Origin of the sequence: Bacillus cereus group sp. RP37 (assembly GCF_040459695.1) — a bacterium.
Taxonomy (GTDB): Bacteria; Bacillota; Bacilli; order Bacillales; family Bacillaceae_G; genus Bacillus_A.
Genome location: NZ_JARVHP010000001.1, coordinates 956,107 through 973,791 on the forward strand (window position 1 = coordinate 956,107; position 17,685 = coordinate 973,791).

Sequence of the window (17,685 nt, forward strand, 5' to 3'; positions counted from 1 at the left end):
TAAAAGTGCACCACCATACAAAAACAAAAGGAGATTTAGCGGTTTTAAAAGCTCAAGTTGATTTGTATGAAAAAGGATATATGATTTTAATACCACAAACAGAGCATTCGCCATTCGATCTTGTAGTGTATAAAGATGGAGTATGTAAGAGAGTGCAAGTGAAATATAGAGAATTAAATTCGAGGGGGATTCTTGAAGTTAGATTCCGTTCTAGTTATTCTACGGCCAGCGGAGTCGCTACAAAAGAAGTGAATAAAGAAGAAATAGATGTGTATTGCGTATATTGTCCTCAAACAGATTCCTGTTATTATTTCAATCCCAAATTATTTAGTAAATCTATTAGTTTAAGGGCCGATTCTCCGAAAAATAACCAAGAGAAAAAAGTTAATTTTGCAAGTGATTATAGAGAAATTCCGTGAAAGCCCCTCAAGTGATATGAGGTGTTTTTTTATACCTTTTTTGAAATCTTACAATTCTGTAAGGTAACTGTAAGGAAGTTCGATGGTAACAAATTGCTAATCCTCTATAATGAAGGTAACAACGATAAAACGAGGAGGAAGAAATGATGAAAGGGTTAATCGTAACGGGTTTAACAGTAGCTTTTGGATTTGTAGCGTATGAAAAATTAACGTATGTAGTTGATGTTGTAAAACATTTAATCGCTTAGAGAAAACTGCGGTGAAAGGGAAAGGGAATGAGTGAATGAATGGAATGGTTATTTGGAATTATAGGTACTTGTAGTGTAGTGTTATTGTTCTTTGTCCCGAGTGGTATACTTAGTTCGACAACGAGTTTGTTCTTCTTAAGTTTGTTTGCTTGTACGATGCTTATTATTATGTTTTTAATGAAGCGAAGTAAACCAATCTTCTATTTTAGCATGATTGTTATGGCAATTATTGTTCTCCAAATTATTACCCTTGTTATATACCCCACTATTATAAAAGCTTTCCATTAATGATGAATCCTCTGCTTTCATTGCTGAGGGTTTTTATTTGCACATTTTTAATTTTGAGTAAGGATTTGTTTATATTGAAATATAAAAATTAAATATTCCTATATTTCAAACAAAGGTTTTTGGGATGTTGTATTCTCATTACTCATTTGATATATTTACTTTAAAGATAATTAAAATCTAGAAAAAGAGGCGGACGTATGGATAAAAAAGAAAATACGGTCGTATTGTTTCCGCAACTATCAGAGCGATATATTGATGAAGGTTTTTTAGCGCTGAAAGAGCGGAAATTCGAAGATGCATTGCGTTGCTTTGAAATATTACGTCAGTATAATGCAGAAACGGAACAAACGGAACTAGCTTCGGTTATTTGTTTGTTAGAATTAAAACATATGGAAGAAGCGAAAGACAAATGTGAACAGTTGCTTGAAACGGGAGCTGTATTATTTGGTGATATTCTTGAAACATATGTGACGATTTTAGTTCAAACAAATGATTATGAAGGCGTTATTGAAACCGTTGAAAAAGTTTTGCAAACGAAAGATATAATGCCTGAGCAAAAGGACAAATTAGCGCAGCTCGCTTTATTTGCAGAAGGTATGTTAAATGAAGTAGATACGTCACTAGTCGATTCGAATTTTGAATTAGATGAGTTTACTAATGAAATGTTTGGAGAAAGCTTTGGGCAAAAATTAAGAGCAATTCAGCAACTTTCGTTAAAAGACTTGGATCTTGCATTACCTATTTTAAAGAAATTTTTAATAGACGAAAAACAGCACCCTTATTTGAAAACTTCTATTTTGTATAAAATGATAGAAAATCAAATAGAAGAAGAGATAGAGGTTGAAAAGTTTGGGAATACGATCAAGGTGATTCCAGCATTTACAGGTCATAATGAGGAGCAATCCGATAACATTATACATACATTATCAAGTCGATTAGAGCAAAATTATCCCGATATATTTGATGCGATGGTTACATATTGGAAAGAATTGCGAATTGGCGTTTTCCCATTCGCTCTATTAATGGATAAGGTGGAGATTTGGGCTGCTGTTTTAGAGAGAATTGGGAGAAAGCGTTTCGGATTGACTATTGATGAAGAAGAGCTTATGACAGCGTATAATATTGAATTAGAAGAGTTTCATATTGCCTATCAATGGTTATTACGTGTTGAAAGAGAAGGATATTTGCCCGTATAATTATGAAAAAGAATCGTTCGGTTCTTGAAACGAGCATATTCTATGTTATAATGTAAGGGTTGCAAAAGGCAGAAATCTGCCTGTTTGTAAGAGAAGAGAAGTGTAATTCTCTTACTTAATATGTTTCATATTATTCTCGAACAAAATATACCGTAATTGTCTTTTAGGCAATTAGTAGATTGGAACATTATATCTGAAAGCTTTGGCTAGAGGATTATTTGTACTTTTGTTATTTCAAAAAAGAGATAATGAAGATTTTAATCTATAGAGGTATGTGCATACATTATTATAGTTGGAGGGAAAGAATAAATGGCTGCAAAATGGGAAAAATTAGAAGGTAACGTAGGCGTTTTAACAATCGAAGTTGATGCTAAAGAAGTAAACAACTCTATCGACGCTGCGTTCAAAAAAGTAGTAAAAACAATCAACGTACCAGGTTTCCGTAAAGGAAAAATGCCTCGTCCGTTATTCGAACAACGCTTTGGTATCGAATCTTTATACCAAGATGCTTTAGATATCATCTTACCAAAAGCATACGGTGAAGCGATCGATGAAGCTGGTATCTTCCCAGTTGATCATCCTGAAATCGACATCGAGAAGTTCGAAAAAAATGCTAACCTTATCTTCACTGCAAAAGTTACAGTGAAACCTGAAGTTAAATTAGGTGAGTACAAAGGTTTAGCAGTAGAAAAAGTTGAAACAACTGTAACTGACGAAGATGTAGAGAACGAATTAAAATCTTTACAAGAGCGTCAAGCTGAACTAGTTGTTAAAGAAGAAGGAACTGTTGAAAATGGTGATACAGCTGTAATCGACTTCGAAGGTTTCGTTGATGGCGAAGCATTTGAAGGCGGAAAAGGCGAAAACTATTCTCTTGCAATCGGTTCTGGTACTTTCATCCCTGGTTTCGAAGAGCAAGTAATTGGTCTTAAATCTGGTGATTCTAAAGAAGTTGAAGTATCATTCCCAGAAGAGTACCACGCTGCTGAATTAGCTGGTAAACCAGCTACATTCAAAGTAACAATTCACGAAATCAAAACAAAAGAACTTCCTGAGTTAAACGACGAGTTCGCTAAAGAAGCAGACGAAGCGGTTGCAACTCTTGATGAATTAAAAGCAAAACTTCGTACAAACTTAGAAGAAGGCAAAAAGCATGAAGCTGAGCACAAAGTACGTGACGAAGTAGTAGAATTAGCTGCTGCTAACGCTGAAATCGAAATTCCAGAAGCTATGATCGACACTGAGTTAGATCGTATGGTTCGTGAATTCGAGCAACGTTTAAGCCAACAAGGTATGAACCTTGAGCTTTACTACCAATTCACAGGTACTGACGCTGACAAGTTAAAAGAGCAAATGAAAGAAGACGCTCAAAAACGCGTAAGAATCAATCTTGTTCTTGAAGCTATCATTGAAGCTGAAAACATCGAAGTTACTGAAGAAGAAGTAACTGCAGAAGTTGAAAAAATGGCTGAAATGTACGGTATGCCAGTAGACGCTATCAAGCAAGCTCTTGGAAGCGTAGACGCTTTATCTGAAGATCTTAAAGTGCGTAAAGCTGTAGACTTCTTAGTAGAAAACGCTGCATAATAAAATAACAAGGCACGATTTTAATCGTGCCTTGTTTTATAAATATAGAAATATATTTATAAAACTTTTCGATGAAGAAGGAAAACTTCCTTTACAAGTCGAATATACATATTTCAAAAGTTTTAAAAATTTTTTATTTGTACATAACTAGTCATATTATTTGTATTTCTCGCCACGTAGTGACATAATATGTATTTACATACGATACATTTATCGTGTACATACGAAGGCAAGAGATTAGCACTTTGTAAGGGGTGTGAAAATATGTTTAAATTTAATGATGAAAAAGGTCAATTAAAATGTTCTTTCTGTGGTAAAACACAAACGCAAGTTCGAAAGCTAGTTGCAGGTCCAGGTGTTTACATTTGTGACGAGTGTATCGAGCTTTGTACTGAAATTGTACAAGAGGAGCTTGCGAAGGACGAAGAAGTAGAATTCAAAGATGTACCGAAACCGGTAGAAATTCGTGAAATCTTAGATGAGTATGTCATCGGACAAGATAACGCGAAAAAAGCACTAGCGGTAGCGGTATATAACCATTACAAACGCATTAATTCTAACAGTAAAATTGATGATGTAGAATTAGCGAAGAGTAATATTTCACTTATTGGGCCAACTGGTAGTGGTAAAACATTATTGGCACAAACATTAGCGCGTATTTTAAATGTTCCATTTGCGATCGCGGACGCAACATCTTTAACAGAAGCTGGATATGTAGGGGAAGATGTAGAAAACATCTTACTAAAATTAATCCAAGCAGCTGATTATGATGTAGAGAAAGCGGAAAAAGGAATCATTTATATTGATGAGATTGATAAAGTGGCACGTAAGTCCGAAAATCCATCAATTACACGTGATGTATCTGGTGAAGGCGTACAGCAGGCACTTCTGAAAATTCTAGAAGGTACTGTAGCAAGCGTTCCACCTCAAGGTGGTCGTAAGCACCCGCATCAAGAGTTTATTCAAATTGATACAACGAACATCCTATTCATTTGTGGTGGAGCGTTTGATGGCATCGAGCCTATTATTAAACGTCGCCTTGGTGAGAAAGTAATTGGATTTGGTGCTGAGAAGAAAAATGCTGATGTGAATGAAAAGCATGTTTTATCTCACGTTTTACCAGAGGATCTTTTAAGATTCGGTTTAATTCCGGAGTTTATCGGTCGTCTTCCAGTTATTGCGAACCTAGAGCCGCTTGATGAAGATGCTCTTGTAGATATTTTAACGAAACCGAAAAATGCACTTGTTAAGCAATTCCAAAAATTATTGGAGCTTGACGATGTTGAGTTAGAGTTTGAAGAAGGTGCACTAGTTGAGATTGCGAAAAAAGCAATTGAACGTAAAACAGGTGCTCGTGGACTTCGTTCTATTATTGAAGGTTTGATGCTGGATGTAATGTTCGAACTTCCATCTCGCAAAGATATCGAGAAGTGTATTCTTACGAAAGAAACAGTAGCTGATAATGAACCACCGAAATTGGTGTTACAAGATGGTACTGTACTTGATACAAAAACATCTGCATAATGCGAAGAAGAAACAGCAATTTTTATAATTGCTGTTTTTCTTTATGTTTAGCTATGTTCCTCCGCGGAAATACTAAGAGATAAAACATTGCGGGAGGAAATAAATGATGAGCTGGACAAATATATTTTTACTTGTTCAACTTGTTTTTGGCGTAATTGTCGGATTGTATTTTTGGCATTTACTTCGAAATCAGCGAACACAAAAAGTTTCAATTGATCGAGAATCGAAAAAAGAATTAGAACAGCTTCGTAAAATGCGCGAGATTTCTTTAACAGAGCCGCTTGCGGAAAAGGTGCGTCCTACATCCTTTTTAGATATTGTAGGGCAAGAGGACGGGATTAAGTCGTTAAAAGCGGCTCTTTGTGGCCCGAATCCGCAGCATGTGATTATATATGGTCCACCAGGTGTGGGAAAGACAGCGGCAGCACGTCTTGTATTAGAAGAAGCGAAACGAAATCCGAAATCTCCATTTCGCACGAATGCAACATTTATTGAACTGGATGCGACGACAGCAAGGTTTGATGAACGTGGTATTGCAGACCCTTTAATTGGTTCGGTGCATGATCCGATTTATCAAGGTGCTGGTGCAATGGGGCAAGCAGGTATTCCGCAACCGAAAAAAGGTGCGGTAACAGATGCGCACGGTGGTATTTTGTTTATTGATGAGATCGGAGAACTACACCCGATTCAAATGAACAAAATGTTAAAGGTGCTAGAAGATCGAAAAGTGTTTTTGGAAAGTGCGTACTACAGTGAAGAGAATACGATGATTCCAACGTATATACATGACATTTTTCAAAAAGGTTTACCAGCTGATTTTCGTTTAGTTGGTGCGACGACACGTTCGCCAGAGGAGATTCCTCCTGCTATTCGGTCGCGCTGTTTAGAAGTGTTTTTCCGTGAGTTAGATACAGAAGAAATTCAAAAAGTTGCGAAGAATGCAGCTGACAAAGTGGAAATGCAAATAGGTGAAAATGGTATTGAAATGATCGGGATGTATGCAAGAAATGGACGAGAAGCGATTAATCTTGTACAAATTTCTGCTGGTATGGCAATCAATGAAGAACGTTCTTTCATTAAAGATGAAGATATAGAGTGGGTTGTTCACTCTAGTCAACTTACACCGAAATATGAAAAACGTATTTATCCTATTCCAAGAATTGGTCTTGTAAATGGACTTGCTGTATACGGACCGAATACAGGCGCGTTATTAGAAATTGAAGTAACAGCAATCAAGGCGAAAGATAAAGGGTCGGTAAATGTTACTGGAATTGTAGAAGAGGAAAGTATTGGTAGTCAAACAAAATCAATTCGCCGTAAAAGTATGGCGAAAGGTTCTGTAGATAATGTATTAACAGTACTTCGTTCTCTAGATGTGTTGCCAGAAGGGTACGATATACATATTAATTTTCCAGGTGGTATTCCGATTGATGGGCCTTCGGCAGGAATCGCTATGGCAACAGGTGTATATTCAGCAGTGCATCGTACGTATGTGGATAATGAAGTAGCGATGACGGGTGAGATAAGTATACACGGGGAAGTGAAACCTATTGGTGGTGTGTACGCAAAAATAAAGGCTGCCAAAAAAGCGGGTGCTAAGAAAGTTATCATTCCTGCTGAAAACATGCAACCGTTTTTGTATACAATAAAAGGAATTGAAATCATTCCTGTTCGTAAGTTAAAAGAAGTATTTGAGCTAACATTTATGCAGGGAAATATGCATCGAGAGCTTGATATACATACTGCTGTAGACGAAACAGATGCACAGTCAATGTGAGGATGAACGATAATAAAATTTGCCAGACTTCGTTTAAGTTTGTATGCTTAAGCGGAGTCTTTTTCTTTTCATAAGGGAGAAAAAACGAGGGATTTACAATTGCGGAGAATCTCTGCAATTGCATCTAGATGTATTGTAATATAAAATAGTTGAACAGGAGTTTATTTTATTATGGAGGTGCTATGTCTAGTATGAATACGAATGAAAGAATCGTACCCCTCCTACCATTAAGAGGCGTTCTCGTATATCCAACGATGGTTCTGCATCTTGATGTAGGACGTGATAAATCGATACAAGCACTAGAGCAGGCGGCAATGGATGAAAATATCATCTTTTTAGCGATGCAAAAAGAAATGAATATCGATGATCCGAAAGAAGATGACATATATAGTGTAGGTACAGTGGCGAAAGTGAAGCAAATGTTAAAGTTGCCAAACGGTACGCTTCGTGTCCTTGTAGAAGGTTTACATAGAGCAGAAGTAGTAGAGTTTATCGAAGAAGAAAATGCAGTGCAAGTTTCTATTAAAACGGTAACGGAAGAAGTGGAAGATGATCTAGAAGAGAAAGCTCTTATGCGTACGTTACTGGAGCATTTCGAACAATATATTAAAGTTTCGAAAAAAGTTTCAAATGAAACATTTGCAACGGTAGCTGATGTAGAAGAGCCAGGAAGATTAGCGGATTTAATTGCTTCTCACTTGCCAATTAAAACGAAGCAGAAACAAGAAATCTTAGAGATTGTATCTGTGAAGGAACGATTACATACACTTATTTCAATTATTCAAGATGAACAAGAGTTACTTAGTTTAGAAAAGAAAATTGGACAAAAAGTGAAACGTTCAATGGAGCGCACGCAAAAAGAATATTTCTTACGTGAGCAAATGAAGGCGATTCAAACTGAACTTGGCGATAAAGAAGGTAAGGGCGGGGAAGTTGAAGAACTTCGTGAGAAAATTGAAAAGTCGGGAATGCCTGAAGAAACAATGAAGGCTGCACTGAAAGAATTAGACCGTTATGAAAAGTTACCAGCAAGTTCTGCGGAGAGCGGTGTTATTCGCAATTATATGGATTGGTTATTAGCGCTTCCGTGGACAGAAGCAACAGAAGATATGATTGACCTTGCTCATTCTGAAGAGATTTTAAACAAAGATCATTACGGTCTGGAGAAAGTGAAAGAGCGCGTACTTGAATATTTAGCTGTACAGAAGTTAACGAATTCATTAAAAGGACCTATCCTTTGCTTAGTAGGACCTCCTGGGGTCGGGAAAACTTCGTTAGCACGTTCGATTGCAACATCATTGAATCGTAATTTCGTCCGTGTATCCCTTGGTGGGATACGCGATGAATCTGAAATTCGTGGTCACCGTCGTACGTACGTTGGAGCAATGCCAGGACGCATTATTCAAGGTATGAAAAAGGCGAAAACAGTTAATCCAGTCTTCTTATTAGATGAGATTGATAAAATGTCTAACGATTTCCGTGGAGATCCATCAGCAGCATTACTCGAAGTGTTAGACCCAGAACAAAACCATAATTTCAGTGATCATTACATTGAAGAACCGTATGATCTATCGAAAGTTATGTTTGTAGCAACTGCTAATACACTTTCAAGTATTCCAGGTCCGTTGCTTGACCGTATGGAAATTATTTCGATTGCTGGCTATACAGAACTTGAAAAAGTTCACATTGCTCGTGAACATTTATTGCCGAAACAATTAAAAGAGCATGGCTTACGAAAAGGTAATTTACAAGTACGTGATGAAGCGCTTCTTGAAATTATTCGTTATTATACACGTGAGGCTGGTGTTCGTACGCTAGAGCGCCAAATTGCAAAAGTTTGCCGTAAAGCAGCAAAAATTATCGTTACAGCAGAACGCAAGCGCATTGTTGTAACAGAGAAAAATGTTGTTGATTTACTGGGTAAGCACATTTTCCGTTATGGGCAAGCTGAAAAAACAGACCAAGTTGGTATGGCGACAGGTTTAGCGTATACAGCAGCAGGCGGCGATACACTTGCGATTGAAGTTTCTGTAGCGCCAGGTAAAGGGAAATTAATTTTAACAGGGAAACTTGGGGATGTTATGAAAGAATCCGCACAAGCAGCGTTTAGCTATATTCGTTCTCGTGCAGAAGAGCTTCAGATTGATCCGAATTTCCATGAGAAAAATGATATTCATATTCATGTTCCAGAAGGGGCAGTTCCAAAAGATGGACCGTCAGCAGGTATTACGATGGCAACGGCACTTATTTCTGCACTAACAGGTATTCCTGTAAGTAAAGAAGTGGGGATGACAGGTGAAATTACACTTCGTGGTCGTGTATTACCAATTGGTGGTTTAAAAGAAAAAACATTAAGTGCTCACCGCGCAGGCTTAACAAAAATTATTTTGCCAGCAGAAAACGAGAAAGATTTAGATGATATTCCAGAAAGCGTAAAAGAAAACCTTACGTTTGTGCTTGCATCTCATTTAGATGAAGTATTGGAGCACGCATTAGTAGGAGTGAAACAATGAAAGTAACAAAAGCAGATATTGTAATTAGTGCTGTTAAACCAGAACAATATCCAGACAGTGATTTACCAGAAATTGCATTAGCAGGTCGTTCAAATGTCGGGAAGTCTTCCTTTATTAATAAAATTTTAAATCGTAAAAAGTTAGTGCGTATTTCCTCTAAACCAGGAAAAACGCAAACATTAAACTTTTTCTTAATCAATGAGATGATGCATTTTGTTGACGTTCCAGGTTATGGATATGCGAAAGTATCTAAATCAGAGCGCGCAGCATGGGGCAAGATGATTGAAACATACTTTACAACGCGTGAGCAATTAGACGCAGCTGTATTAGTAGTTGATTTACGTCACCAACCAACAAACGATGACGTGATGATGTATGATTTCTTAAAGCATTATGAAATCCCAACAATTATTATTGCGACGAAAGCTGATAAAATTCCGAAAGGGAAATGGCAAAAGCATTTAAAAGTTGTAAAAGAAACGCTTGCTGTTGAAATTGGCGATGAAATTGTTCTATTCTCTTCTGAAACAGGACTTGGAAAAGAAGAAGCGTGGAAGGCAATTCATAGAATGACAAAAACAAAAAACGCGTGACAAATGTCGCGCGTTTTTTTATATATACTTTTATCTTACGTTTAATGTAACTTCAATATTACCTCTCGTTGCTTTTGAATAAGGACATACACCGTGAGCAGCTTCTACAAGTTCTTGTGCTTCGGCATGAGAAACGCCAGCAACGTGTACATCAAGTACAGCAGATAGGCCGAAACCTCCATCTGTATCCTTTCCAATCGAAACGTGAGCAGTTACTTCTGTACTTTCCACTTTCACACGCTTTGTACGAATGACAAGTTGTAAGGCACTATCAAAACAAGCGGCATAACCAGCAGCAAATAGTTGTTCTGGATTTGTTGCCTCTCCGCCTGCACCACCTAGTGCTTTCGGCATTTTTACATCAAGATTTAATATGCCATCATCTGAAACTACTTTCCCATTTCTTCCGCCTGTAGCTGTTACTGAAGCAGTATATAATTTATCCATATTTATTCCCCTTTTCTATCATTAATTGTTTTCATTGTTTCAATTAGTTTATTTAATTGAATTAATAAAGAACGATATTCTTGCTCTGTAATTCCTAAATTTGTAGCCATCGTTGTCGGTAATGAACAAGCCTTATCTTTTAAATCTTTACCTTGTTCTGTTAATTCAATACAAACTTTTCGTTCGTCTTCTTTGGAACGAACACGTTTTACAAGGTTTAATGATTCCATCCGTTTTAACATAGGTGTTAACGTACCGGAATCTAAAAATAGACGCTCTCCAATTTCTTTTACTGTTAGTCCGTCTTGTTCCCATAGTACGAGTAAAGTAATGTACTGGGGATACGTAATACCCATTTCTTCTAAATAGGGACGGTAAAAGCGGGTAACTTCCCTAGAACAAGCGTAAATAGAAAAACAAAGTTGGTTATCTAGATGCAAAGAATTCTCCGTCATACATAACTCCCTTCTAATTAAGTTGTGCGCAATTTAATTTTGTAAAATCAATATAACGAAAAAAAAGTACAATGTCAAATACATTGTATGGAGAAAGTATGTGCTACATTTTGGAACAATCATACATATTTTCCTTCATGATGAAAGAAGATAGGAAAGATGATGCTATAATTTATATGGAATAGTTTCCATCACTTGATTATGAGGACTTTTTTTGGTAACGTACAAATAGAGTTATTAATTTATAATCATTATAAAGTAGAAAAACTTTATTAATTTTACTGAATCTCCTTTCCTACATACGGAGAATAAATAAAAAATAATCGGTTGTTCACACGATTGTCAGATTCATAAGAGGAAAGTTGTATTATGATAGTAGATAAAGTGATAAAACGGGTGAAGGGGGACATGCTGCGTGCATATTCTTGTTGTTAGTGTAAATTATCGAACAGCCCCTGTAGAATTTCGTGAGAAACTCACATTTCAGGCAGCAGAGCTAGAGCGAGCAATGACTACATTACAAAATCAAAAGAGCGTGTTAGAGAATGTCATTGTATCAACTTGTAATCGCACTGAGATTTACGCTGTTGTCGATCAATTACACACGGGACGGTATTATATTAAGAAGTTTTTAGCTGATTGGTTTCAGCTTGAAATAGAAGAAGTCGCACCATATTTAACTATTTTTGAACAAGATGGTGCAATAGATCATTTATTCCGCGTAACGTGCGGTTTAGATTCTATGGTAGTCGGAGAAACGCAAATTTTAGGTCAAATAAAAGATAGCTTTTTAGAAGCGCAACAAGTAAAAGCAACAGGCACCATTTTTAATGAATTGTTTAAGCAAGTAGTTACGCTAGCGAAACGTGCGCACTCAGAAACGACAATAGGTGAAAGTGCGATGTCGGTTAGTTATGCTGCTGTCGAGCTTGGGAAGAAAATATTCGGCGAGCTAACAGATTGTCATGTACTTATTCTTGGTGCTGGCAAAATGGGTGAACTGGCGCTGCAAAACTTATATGGAAGCGGTGCTCGTAAAGTAACAGTCATGAATAGGACTCTTTCAAAAGCAGAAGTAGTGGCTGAGAAATATATGGGACATGCAAAGCCTTTAAGTGAATTGCAATGTGCACTATTAGAAGCAGATATTTTAATTAGTTCAACTGGTGCATCTGAGTATGTCATTACGAAAGAGATGATGACAAAGGTAGAGAAAATGCGCTCTGGTCGTCCTTTATTTATGGTTGACATTGCAGTGCCACGTGATATTGATCCAGCGATTGATGAGCTAGAAGGTTCTTTCTTATATGACATTGATGATTTGCAAGGAGTAGTGGAAGCAAATCGTGCTGAACGTTTGAAAGAAGCAGAGAAAATTCAATTTATGATTGAAGAGGAAATTGTTTTATTTAAAACGTGGTTAAGTACACTTGGTGTTGTTCCGTTAATATCAGCTCTTCGTGATAAGGCGCTTGCTATCCAAAGTGAAACGATGGAAAGTCTGGAACGAAAAATACCGAATCTTAGTGATCGTGAGAGAAAAGTAATTAGTAAGCATACGAAAAGTATTATTAATCAATTATTAAAAGACCCAATTTTAGTAGCGAAAGAAATAGCTGCGGAAGAGGGAGCGGACGAAAAATTAGCGTTATTTGCAAAGATTTTCGATTTAGAAATGGAAGACGTAGAGAGTTGTGCGGAAGAAGTAGAACATAAAAGAGCATGGACACCATCCGTTCCATCTTTATAATTTGGAAGGATGATCGGATGAGCTTTTTAAATAACAGTATTATTTATCATATTGCAATTATTTTATATGCTTGTAGCATTAGTTTATATTTTATAGATTATTTCCAAAGTAACCGAAAGGCGAACCGATTTGCTTTTTGGTTACTTTCGATTGTATGGGTTCTGCAGTCTATCTTCATGTTACTTCGGGCTACAGATTCAGAAACGAATCCTATATTAACTTTATTATCAGGGATTTATTTTTATGTTTGGCTATTGATTACGATGTCATTAGTCATTAATCGATTTATGAGAATCGATTTTTTAGTCTTTTTTACAAATGTTGTCGCATTTGGCGTAAGCGCTTTTTCTATTTTTACACCGCTCGGAAAGATGTCGCCGGTACTTGCAGAGCAATTAGTTTCGGAACTTGTATATGTCCATGTTGGTATGGCTATTATTTCTTATGCAACGTTCACTGTATCGTTCATTTTTTCTATTATGTATTTATTGCAATATCGCCTATTAAAAAAGAAAAAATGGAATGCGAGATTAAGAAGATTGGGGAATTTACCGAAGTTAGAATCGATGTCTTACGGATTAAATTTATTTTCTGTTCCATTTTTCTTACTAGCTATTTTATTAGGATGCATATGGGGATATACAAAATTGGACAATTTCCATTGGTATGATACGAAAGTGATCGGGTCTTTTGTCGTTCTATTTGTATATTGTGCTGGCCTATATTTACGAGCGGCAGATGTGTTGCAAGGGAAGAAAATCGTGCAGTGGAACATTGGAGCATTTCTCGTAATGCTAATTAATATTTTTCTATTAAGCAGTTTATCCAACTTCCACTTTTGGTATTTATAATGAGGAGAGAAAATTATGCGCAAAATTATTGTAGGGTCACGAAAGAGTAAATTAGCATTAACGCAAACAAACTGGTTTATTGATCAGTTAAAAGCGCTAGGATTACCATATGAATTTGAAGTGAAAGAAATCGTCACAAAAGGCGATGTTATTTTAGATGTTACTCTATCAAAAGTAGGCGGAAAAGGTTTGTTTGTTAAAGAGATTGAACATGCGTTACTTACGAAAGAAATTGATATGGCTGTACATAGTATGAAAGATATGCCGGCCGTACTTCCGGAAGGATTAATGATTGGCTGTACACCGAAGCGTGTTGACCCTCGTGATGCTTTTATCTCAAAAAACGCAGCATCGTTTAAAGAGTTAGCAGAAGGCGCTATTTTAGGTACGAGTAGTTTAAGACGTAGTGCACAATTATTAGCTGCGAGACCAGATTTACAAGTGAAGTGGATTCGCGGAAATATCGATACACGTTTACGTAAATTAAAAGAAGAAGATTACGATGCAATTATTTTAGCGACAGCTGGATTACAAAGAATGGGCTGGGATGATGAAGTTATTACAGAACATTTAGATGAGACGTTATGTGTACCTGCTGTAGGACAAGGCGCATTAGCAATTGAGTGCCGTGAAGATGATAAGGATTTACTACAGTTGTTAGCGCATATAAATGATGCAGTAACAGAAAGAACAGTGGCAGCAGAACGAGTATTTCTTCATAAACTTGAAGGTGGATGCCAAGTTCCAATCGCTGGATACGCAACTCTTACAGAAAACGATGCAATCGAATTAACAGCTCTTGTCGGGTCTATGGATGGTTCTGTTTTATTGAAAGAGACAGTAGTAGGAACTAATCCAAAGGAAGTAGGATTAGAGGCTGCGGACCGTTTAATTAAACAAGGCGCAAAAGAACTCATTCTTGCTGCAAATAAGGGGCAACAATAAATATGAACGCTCTCGCTGGCAAAACGGTATTGATTACACGTGCCCAGCATCAAGCGAAACAAATGAGTGTAGCGGTGAAAGAAAAGAGCGGAATTCCATTGGAAATTCCGCTTTTGCGTATGGAAGGTATGTCTCATAGGCAAATTCAACATATAGCAGGACAGCTACATTCTTATGACTGGGTTATTTTTACGAGTAAAAATGGGGTAGCTTTTTTTCTAGATCGTTTGGGAAAGAAGCTCCCCGTAACGACTAAAATTGCTGCAGTAGGCGTGAAAACAAGTTTAGAGTTAGAAAAGCGGGGCTATGAAGTGGACTTTGTTCCAACTTCATTTGTTGCAGAAGTATTTGCAGAAGAGTTTGCAAAAAAATTAAGTGGAAACGAATGCATTTTATTTCCGAAAGGGAATTTAGCAAGAGATGTAATTCCAGTTGCACTTCGCGAAATTGGTGTTTCTCTAGATGAGATAATCGTATATGGTACGAAAGAAAATGTAGAGAAAAAGCGAGAGCTTATAGAAACGTTAGAAGCAGAGAAAGTAGACATTATTACATTTACGAGTCCTTCAACTGTTACTAGTTTTGTTCGTTTACTTGAGGGGACAAACTGGAGAGAATGGACAAAAAAATGTACAATTGCTTGTATAGGGCCTATTACGGAAAAAGAGGCGAGCCTTTATTTTCCGCATATTATTATGCCGAAAGATTACACTGTAGAAGCATTACTACAATGCGTTTGTGAATCTATAAAATAAAAGAATGGGGATAGAAATCTATGAACTCTTTACAATTTAATCGTCATCGTCGTTTAAGACAAAGCGGTAATATGCGTGCGCTTGTGCGTGAAACGTTTTTACATACGGAAGATTTTATTTACCCTATTTTTGTATTAGAAGGCGAAAATGTTCGTAATGAAGTGCCTTCTATGCCAGGCGTATATCAAATGTCTTTAGATTTATTACAAGCTGAAATGCAAGAGGTTGTTGATTTAGGTATTCGTTCTGTTATTGTATTTGGTTTACCTGCTGAAAAAGATGAAGTTGGATCATCAGCATATTGTGATCATGGAATTGTGCAACGTGCAATTAAGCAAATTAAAGGTGAATTCCCTGATCTAGTAGTAGTTGCGGATACATGTTTATGTCAATTCACAAGCCATGGTCATTGCGGTGTAATTGAAGATGGTATTATTTTAAATGACGAGTCTCTTGCAGTCCTTGCGAAAACAGCTGTAAGCCAAGCGAAAGCAGGAGCGGACATTATTGCGCCGTCAAATATGATGGATGGATTCGTAACAGCAATTCGCCATGCATTAGATGAAAATGGTTTTGGACATGTACCAGTTATGTCGTACGCTGTGAAATATTCATCAGCATTTTACGGGCCATTCCGTGATGCGGCACACGGTGCACCACAATTTGGGGATCGTAAAACATATCAAATGGATCCAGCGAACCGTATGGAAGCATTCCGTGAAGCAGAATCAGATGTAATGGAAGGGGCAGATTTCTTAATTGTAAAGCCAGCTCTTTCTTACTTAGATATCGTTCGTGATGTGAAAAATAACTTTAATTTACCAGTCGTTGCTTATAACGTAAGTGGCGAATATTCGATGATTAAAGCGGCAGCGCAAAATGGTTGGATTAATGAAAAAGAAGTTGTACTTGAAAAATTAATTAGCATGAAACGTGCAGGAGCAGATTTAATTATTACGTATCATGCAAAAGATGCAGCAAGATGGTTACAAGAAGGAGGCGCTAAATAATGAAAAAGTTTGATAAGTCGATTGCAGCGTTTGAAGAAGCACAAGATTTAATGCCTGGTGGCGTAAATAGCCCCGTTCGTGCCTTTAAGTCTGTCGGTATGAATCCATTGTTTATGGAGCGTGGAAAAGGCTCTAAAGTATATGATATCGATGGAAATGAATACATCGATTACGTATTATCATGGGGTCCTTTAATTCATGGCCATGCAAATGATCGTGTTGTTGAAGCGTTAAAAGCTGTTGCTGAAAGAGGTACAAGCTTCGGTGCCCCAACGGAAATTGAAAATAAATTAGCGAAACTTGTTATTGAGCGTGTACCATCAATTGAGATTGTACGTATGGTTAACTCTGGAACAGAAGCGACAATGAGTGCGCTACGTTTAGCTCGTGGTTATACAGGCCGTAATAAAATTTTGAAATTTATCGGTTGTTACCATGGTCATGGTGATTCGTTATTAATTAAAGCGGGTTCTGGTGTGGCAACGCTAGGTTTACCAGATAGCCCTGGTGTACCAGAAGGCGTAGCGAAAAATACGATTACAGTAGCGTATAACGATTTAGAAAGTGTGAAATACGCTTTCGAACAATTCGGTGATGATATTGCTTGTGTAATTGTAGAACCAGTAGCAGGAAATATGGGTGTTGTTCCACCACAACCAGGATTTTTAGAAGGCCTTCGTGAAGTAACAGAGCAAAATGGTGCATTGCTTATTTTTGATGAAGTAATGACAGGATTCCGAGTTGCTTACAATTGTGGACAAGGTTATTACGGTGTAACACCTGACTTAACTTGTTTAGGTAAAGTAATCGGTGGTGGATTACCAGTAGGAGCATACGGTGGTAAAGCAGAAATTATGCGCCAAGTTGCACCGAGCGGGCCAATTTACCAAGCGGGTACTTTATCAGGTAACCCACTTGCAATGGCAGCAGGTTATGAAACGTTAGTGCAGTTAACGCCAGAATCATATGTAGAATTCGAGCGTAAAGCTGAAATGTTAGAAGCTGGCTTACGTAAAGCGGCTGAAAAACATGGTATTCCGCATCGCATTAACCGTGCAGGTTCTATGATTGGTATCTTCTTTACAGATGAACCAGTTATTAATTACGATGCAGCAAAATCTTCAAACTTAGAATTCTTTGCGGCTTACTATCGTGAAATGGTAGAACAAGGTGTATTCTTACCGCCATCTCAATTCGAAGGTCTATTCTTATCGACAGCACATAGCGATGCAGATATTGAGGCGACGATTGCAGCGGCTGAAATTGCAATGTCAAAATTAAAAGCTTAATTGATGAAAGAAAATCGTTCTCCATAAGGGGAGCGATT

Annotated in this window: 16 protein-coding genes; 14 read left to right on the forward strand and 2 right to left on the reverse strand. The window is 37.2% G+C overall.

The annotated features are described in order from the left end of the window. Window positions 1-5: 5 nt before the first annotated feature. The 8 genes from QCI44_RS05105 to ysxC all read left to right on the forward strand — a co-directional run bounded on the left by QCI44_RS05105 (window position 6) and on the right by ysxC (window position 10,145). Window positions 6-419, forward strand: coding sequence for a group I intron-associated PD-(D/E)XK endonuclease (locus QCI44_RS05105; protein ID WP_098985950.1), 414 nt, complete (start codon window positions 6-8; stop codon window positions 417-419). 287 nt (window positions 420-706) lie between these two features. Then, window positions 707-955: a hypothetical protein gene (locus QCI44_RS05110; protein ID WP_001983650.1), complete on the forward strand. Its 249-nt coding sequence runs from the start codon at window positions 707-709 to the stop codon at window positions 953-955. A gap of 197 nt (window positions 956-1,152) precedes the next feature. Further along, the gene (locus tag QCI44_RS05115; protein WP_016135393.1) at window positions 1,153-2,151 is read left to right on the forward strand and encodes a hypothetical protein; all 999 of its coding nucleotides are present in this window, start codon (window positions 1,153-1,155) and stop codon (window positions 2,149-2,151) included. 309 nt (window positions 2,152-2,460) lie between these two features. Next, complete coding sequence (tig, locus tag QCI44_RS05120; protein WP_016086094.1) at window positions 2,461-3,738, forward strand: trigger factor; 1,278 nt, start codon at window positions 2,461-2,463, stop codon at window positions 3,736-3,738. A gap of 264 nt (window positions 3,739-4,002) precedes the next feature. Continuing rightward, a complete protein-coding gene (gene clpX, locus QCI44_RS05125) occupies window positions 4,003-5,262 on the forward strand; it encodes an ATP-dependent protease ATP-binding subunit ClpX (protein ID WP_000472285.1) in 1,260 nt (419 codons plus the stop codon). A 106-nt stretch (window positions 5,263-5,368) separates the two neighbouring features. Continuing rightward, window positions 5,369-7,039: an ATP-dependent protease LonB gene (lonB, locus tag QCI44_RS05130; protein ID WP_033659894.1), complete on the forward strand. Its 1,671-nt coding sequence runs from the start codon at window positions 5,369-5,371 to the stop codon at window positions 7,037-7,039. 182 nt (window positions 7,040-7,221) lie between these two features. Next, window positions 7,222-9,552 (forward strand): endopeptidase La, encoded by a 2,331-nt coding sequence (gene lon / locus QCI44_RS05135; protein ID WP_016086096.1) that lies wholly within the window; start codon window positions 7,222-7,224, stop codon window positions 9,550-9,552. Next, complete coding sequence (gene ysxC, locus QCI44_RS05140; protein WP_000869115.1) at window positions 9,549-10,145, forward strand: ribosome biogenesis GTP-binding protein YsxC; 597 nt, start codon at window positions 9,549-9,551, stop codon at window positions 10,143-10,145. Before lon ends, ysxC begins: the two co-directional genes overlap by 4 nt. 30 nt (window positions 10,146-10,175) lie before the next feature. Here ysxC and QCI44_RS05145 read toward each other — a convergent pair whose 3' ends face one another. Further along, window positions 10,176-10,592 carry an organic hydroperoxide resistance protein gene (locus tag QCI44_RS05145; RefSeq protein WP_000359777.1) on the reverse strand — a complete coding sequence of 139 codons (417 nt, stop codon included), beginning with the start codon at window positions 10,590-10,592 and terminating at the stop codon, window positions 10,176-10,178. Between the two features lie 2 nt (window positions 10,593-10,594). Further along, complete coding sequence (locus tag QCI44_RS05150) at window positions 10,595-11,047, reverse strand: MarR family winged helix-turn-helix transcriptional regulator (protein ID WP_016086097.1); 453 nt, start codon at window positions 11,045-11,047, stop codon at window positions 10,595-10,597. 415 nt (window positions 11,048-11,462) lie between these two features. Between QCI44_RS05150 and hemA the strand changes: the two genes are divergently transcribed. From hemA to hemL, 6 genes are read left to right on the forward strand one after another with little or no spacing between them, the layout of a single operon-like run. Next, entirely contained in the window at window positions 11,463-12,797 is a 1,335-nt protein-coding gene (gene hemA / locus QCI44_RS05155; protein ID WP_016086098.1) for a glutamyl-tRNA reductase, read from the forward strand. 17 nt (window positions 12,798-12,814) lie between these two features. Continuing rightward, the gene (locus QCI44_RS05160; RefSeq protein WP_016086099.1) at window positions 12,815-13,648 is read left to right on the forward strand and encodes a cytochrome c biogenesis protein; all 834 of its coding nucleotides are present in this window, start codon (window positions 12,815-12,817) and stop codon (window positions 13,646-13,648) included. A gap of 15 nt (window positions 13,649-13,663) precedes the next feature. Beyond that, entirely contained in the window at window positions 13,664-14,593 is a 930-nt protein-coding gene (gene hemC, locus QCI44_RS05165) for a hydroxymethylbilane synthase (RefSeq protein WP_016135392.1), read from the forward strand. 2 nt (window positions 14,594-14,595) lie between these two features. Continuing rightward, window positions 14,596-15,348 carry a uroporphyrinogen-III synthase gene (gene hemD / locus QCI44_RS05170; RefSeq protein WP_016135391.1) on the forward strand — a complete coding sequence of 251 codons (753 nt, stop codon included), beginning with the start codon at window positions 14,596-14,598 and terminating at the stop codon, window positions 15,346-15,348. A 20-nt stretch (window positions 15,349-15,368) separates the two neighbouring features. Further along, window positions 15,369-16,358, forward strand: a complete 990-nt coding sequence (hemB, locus tag QCI44_RS05175; protein ID WP_016135390.1) for a porphobilinogen synthase — start codon at window positions 15,369-15,371, stop codon at window positions 16,356-16,358. Continuing rightward, window positions 16,358-17,647, forward strand: a complete 1,290-nt coding sequence (hemL, locus tag QCI44_RS05180; protein ID WP_016135389.1) for a glutamate-1-semialdehyde 2,1-aminomutase — start codon at window positions 16,358-16,360, stop codon at window positions 17,645-17,647. Before hemB ends, hemL begins: the two co-directional genes overlap by 1 nt. Window positions 17,648-17,685: the final 38 nt, after the last annotated feature.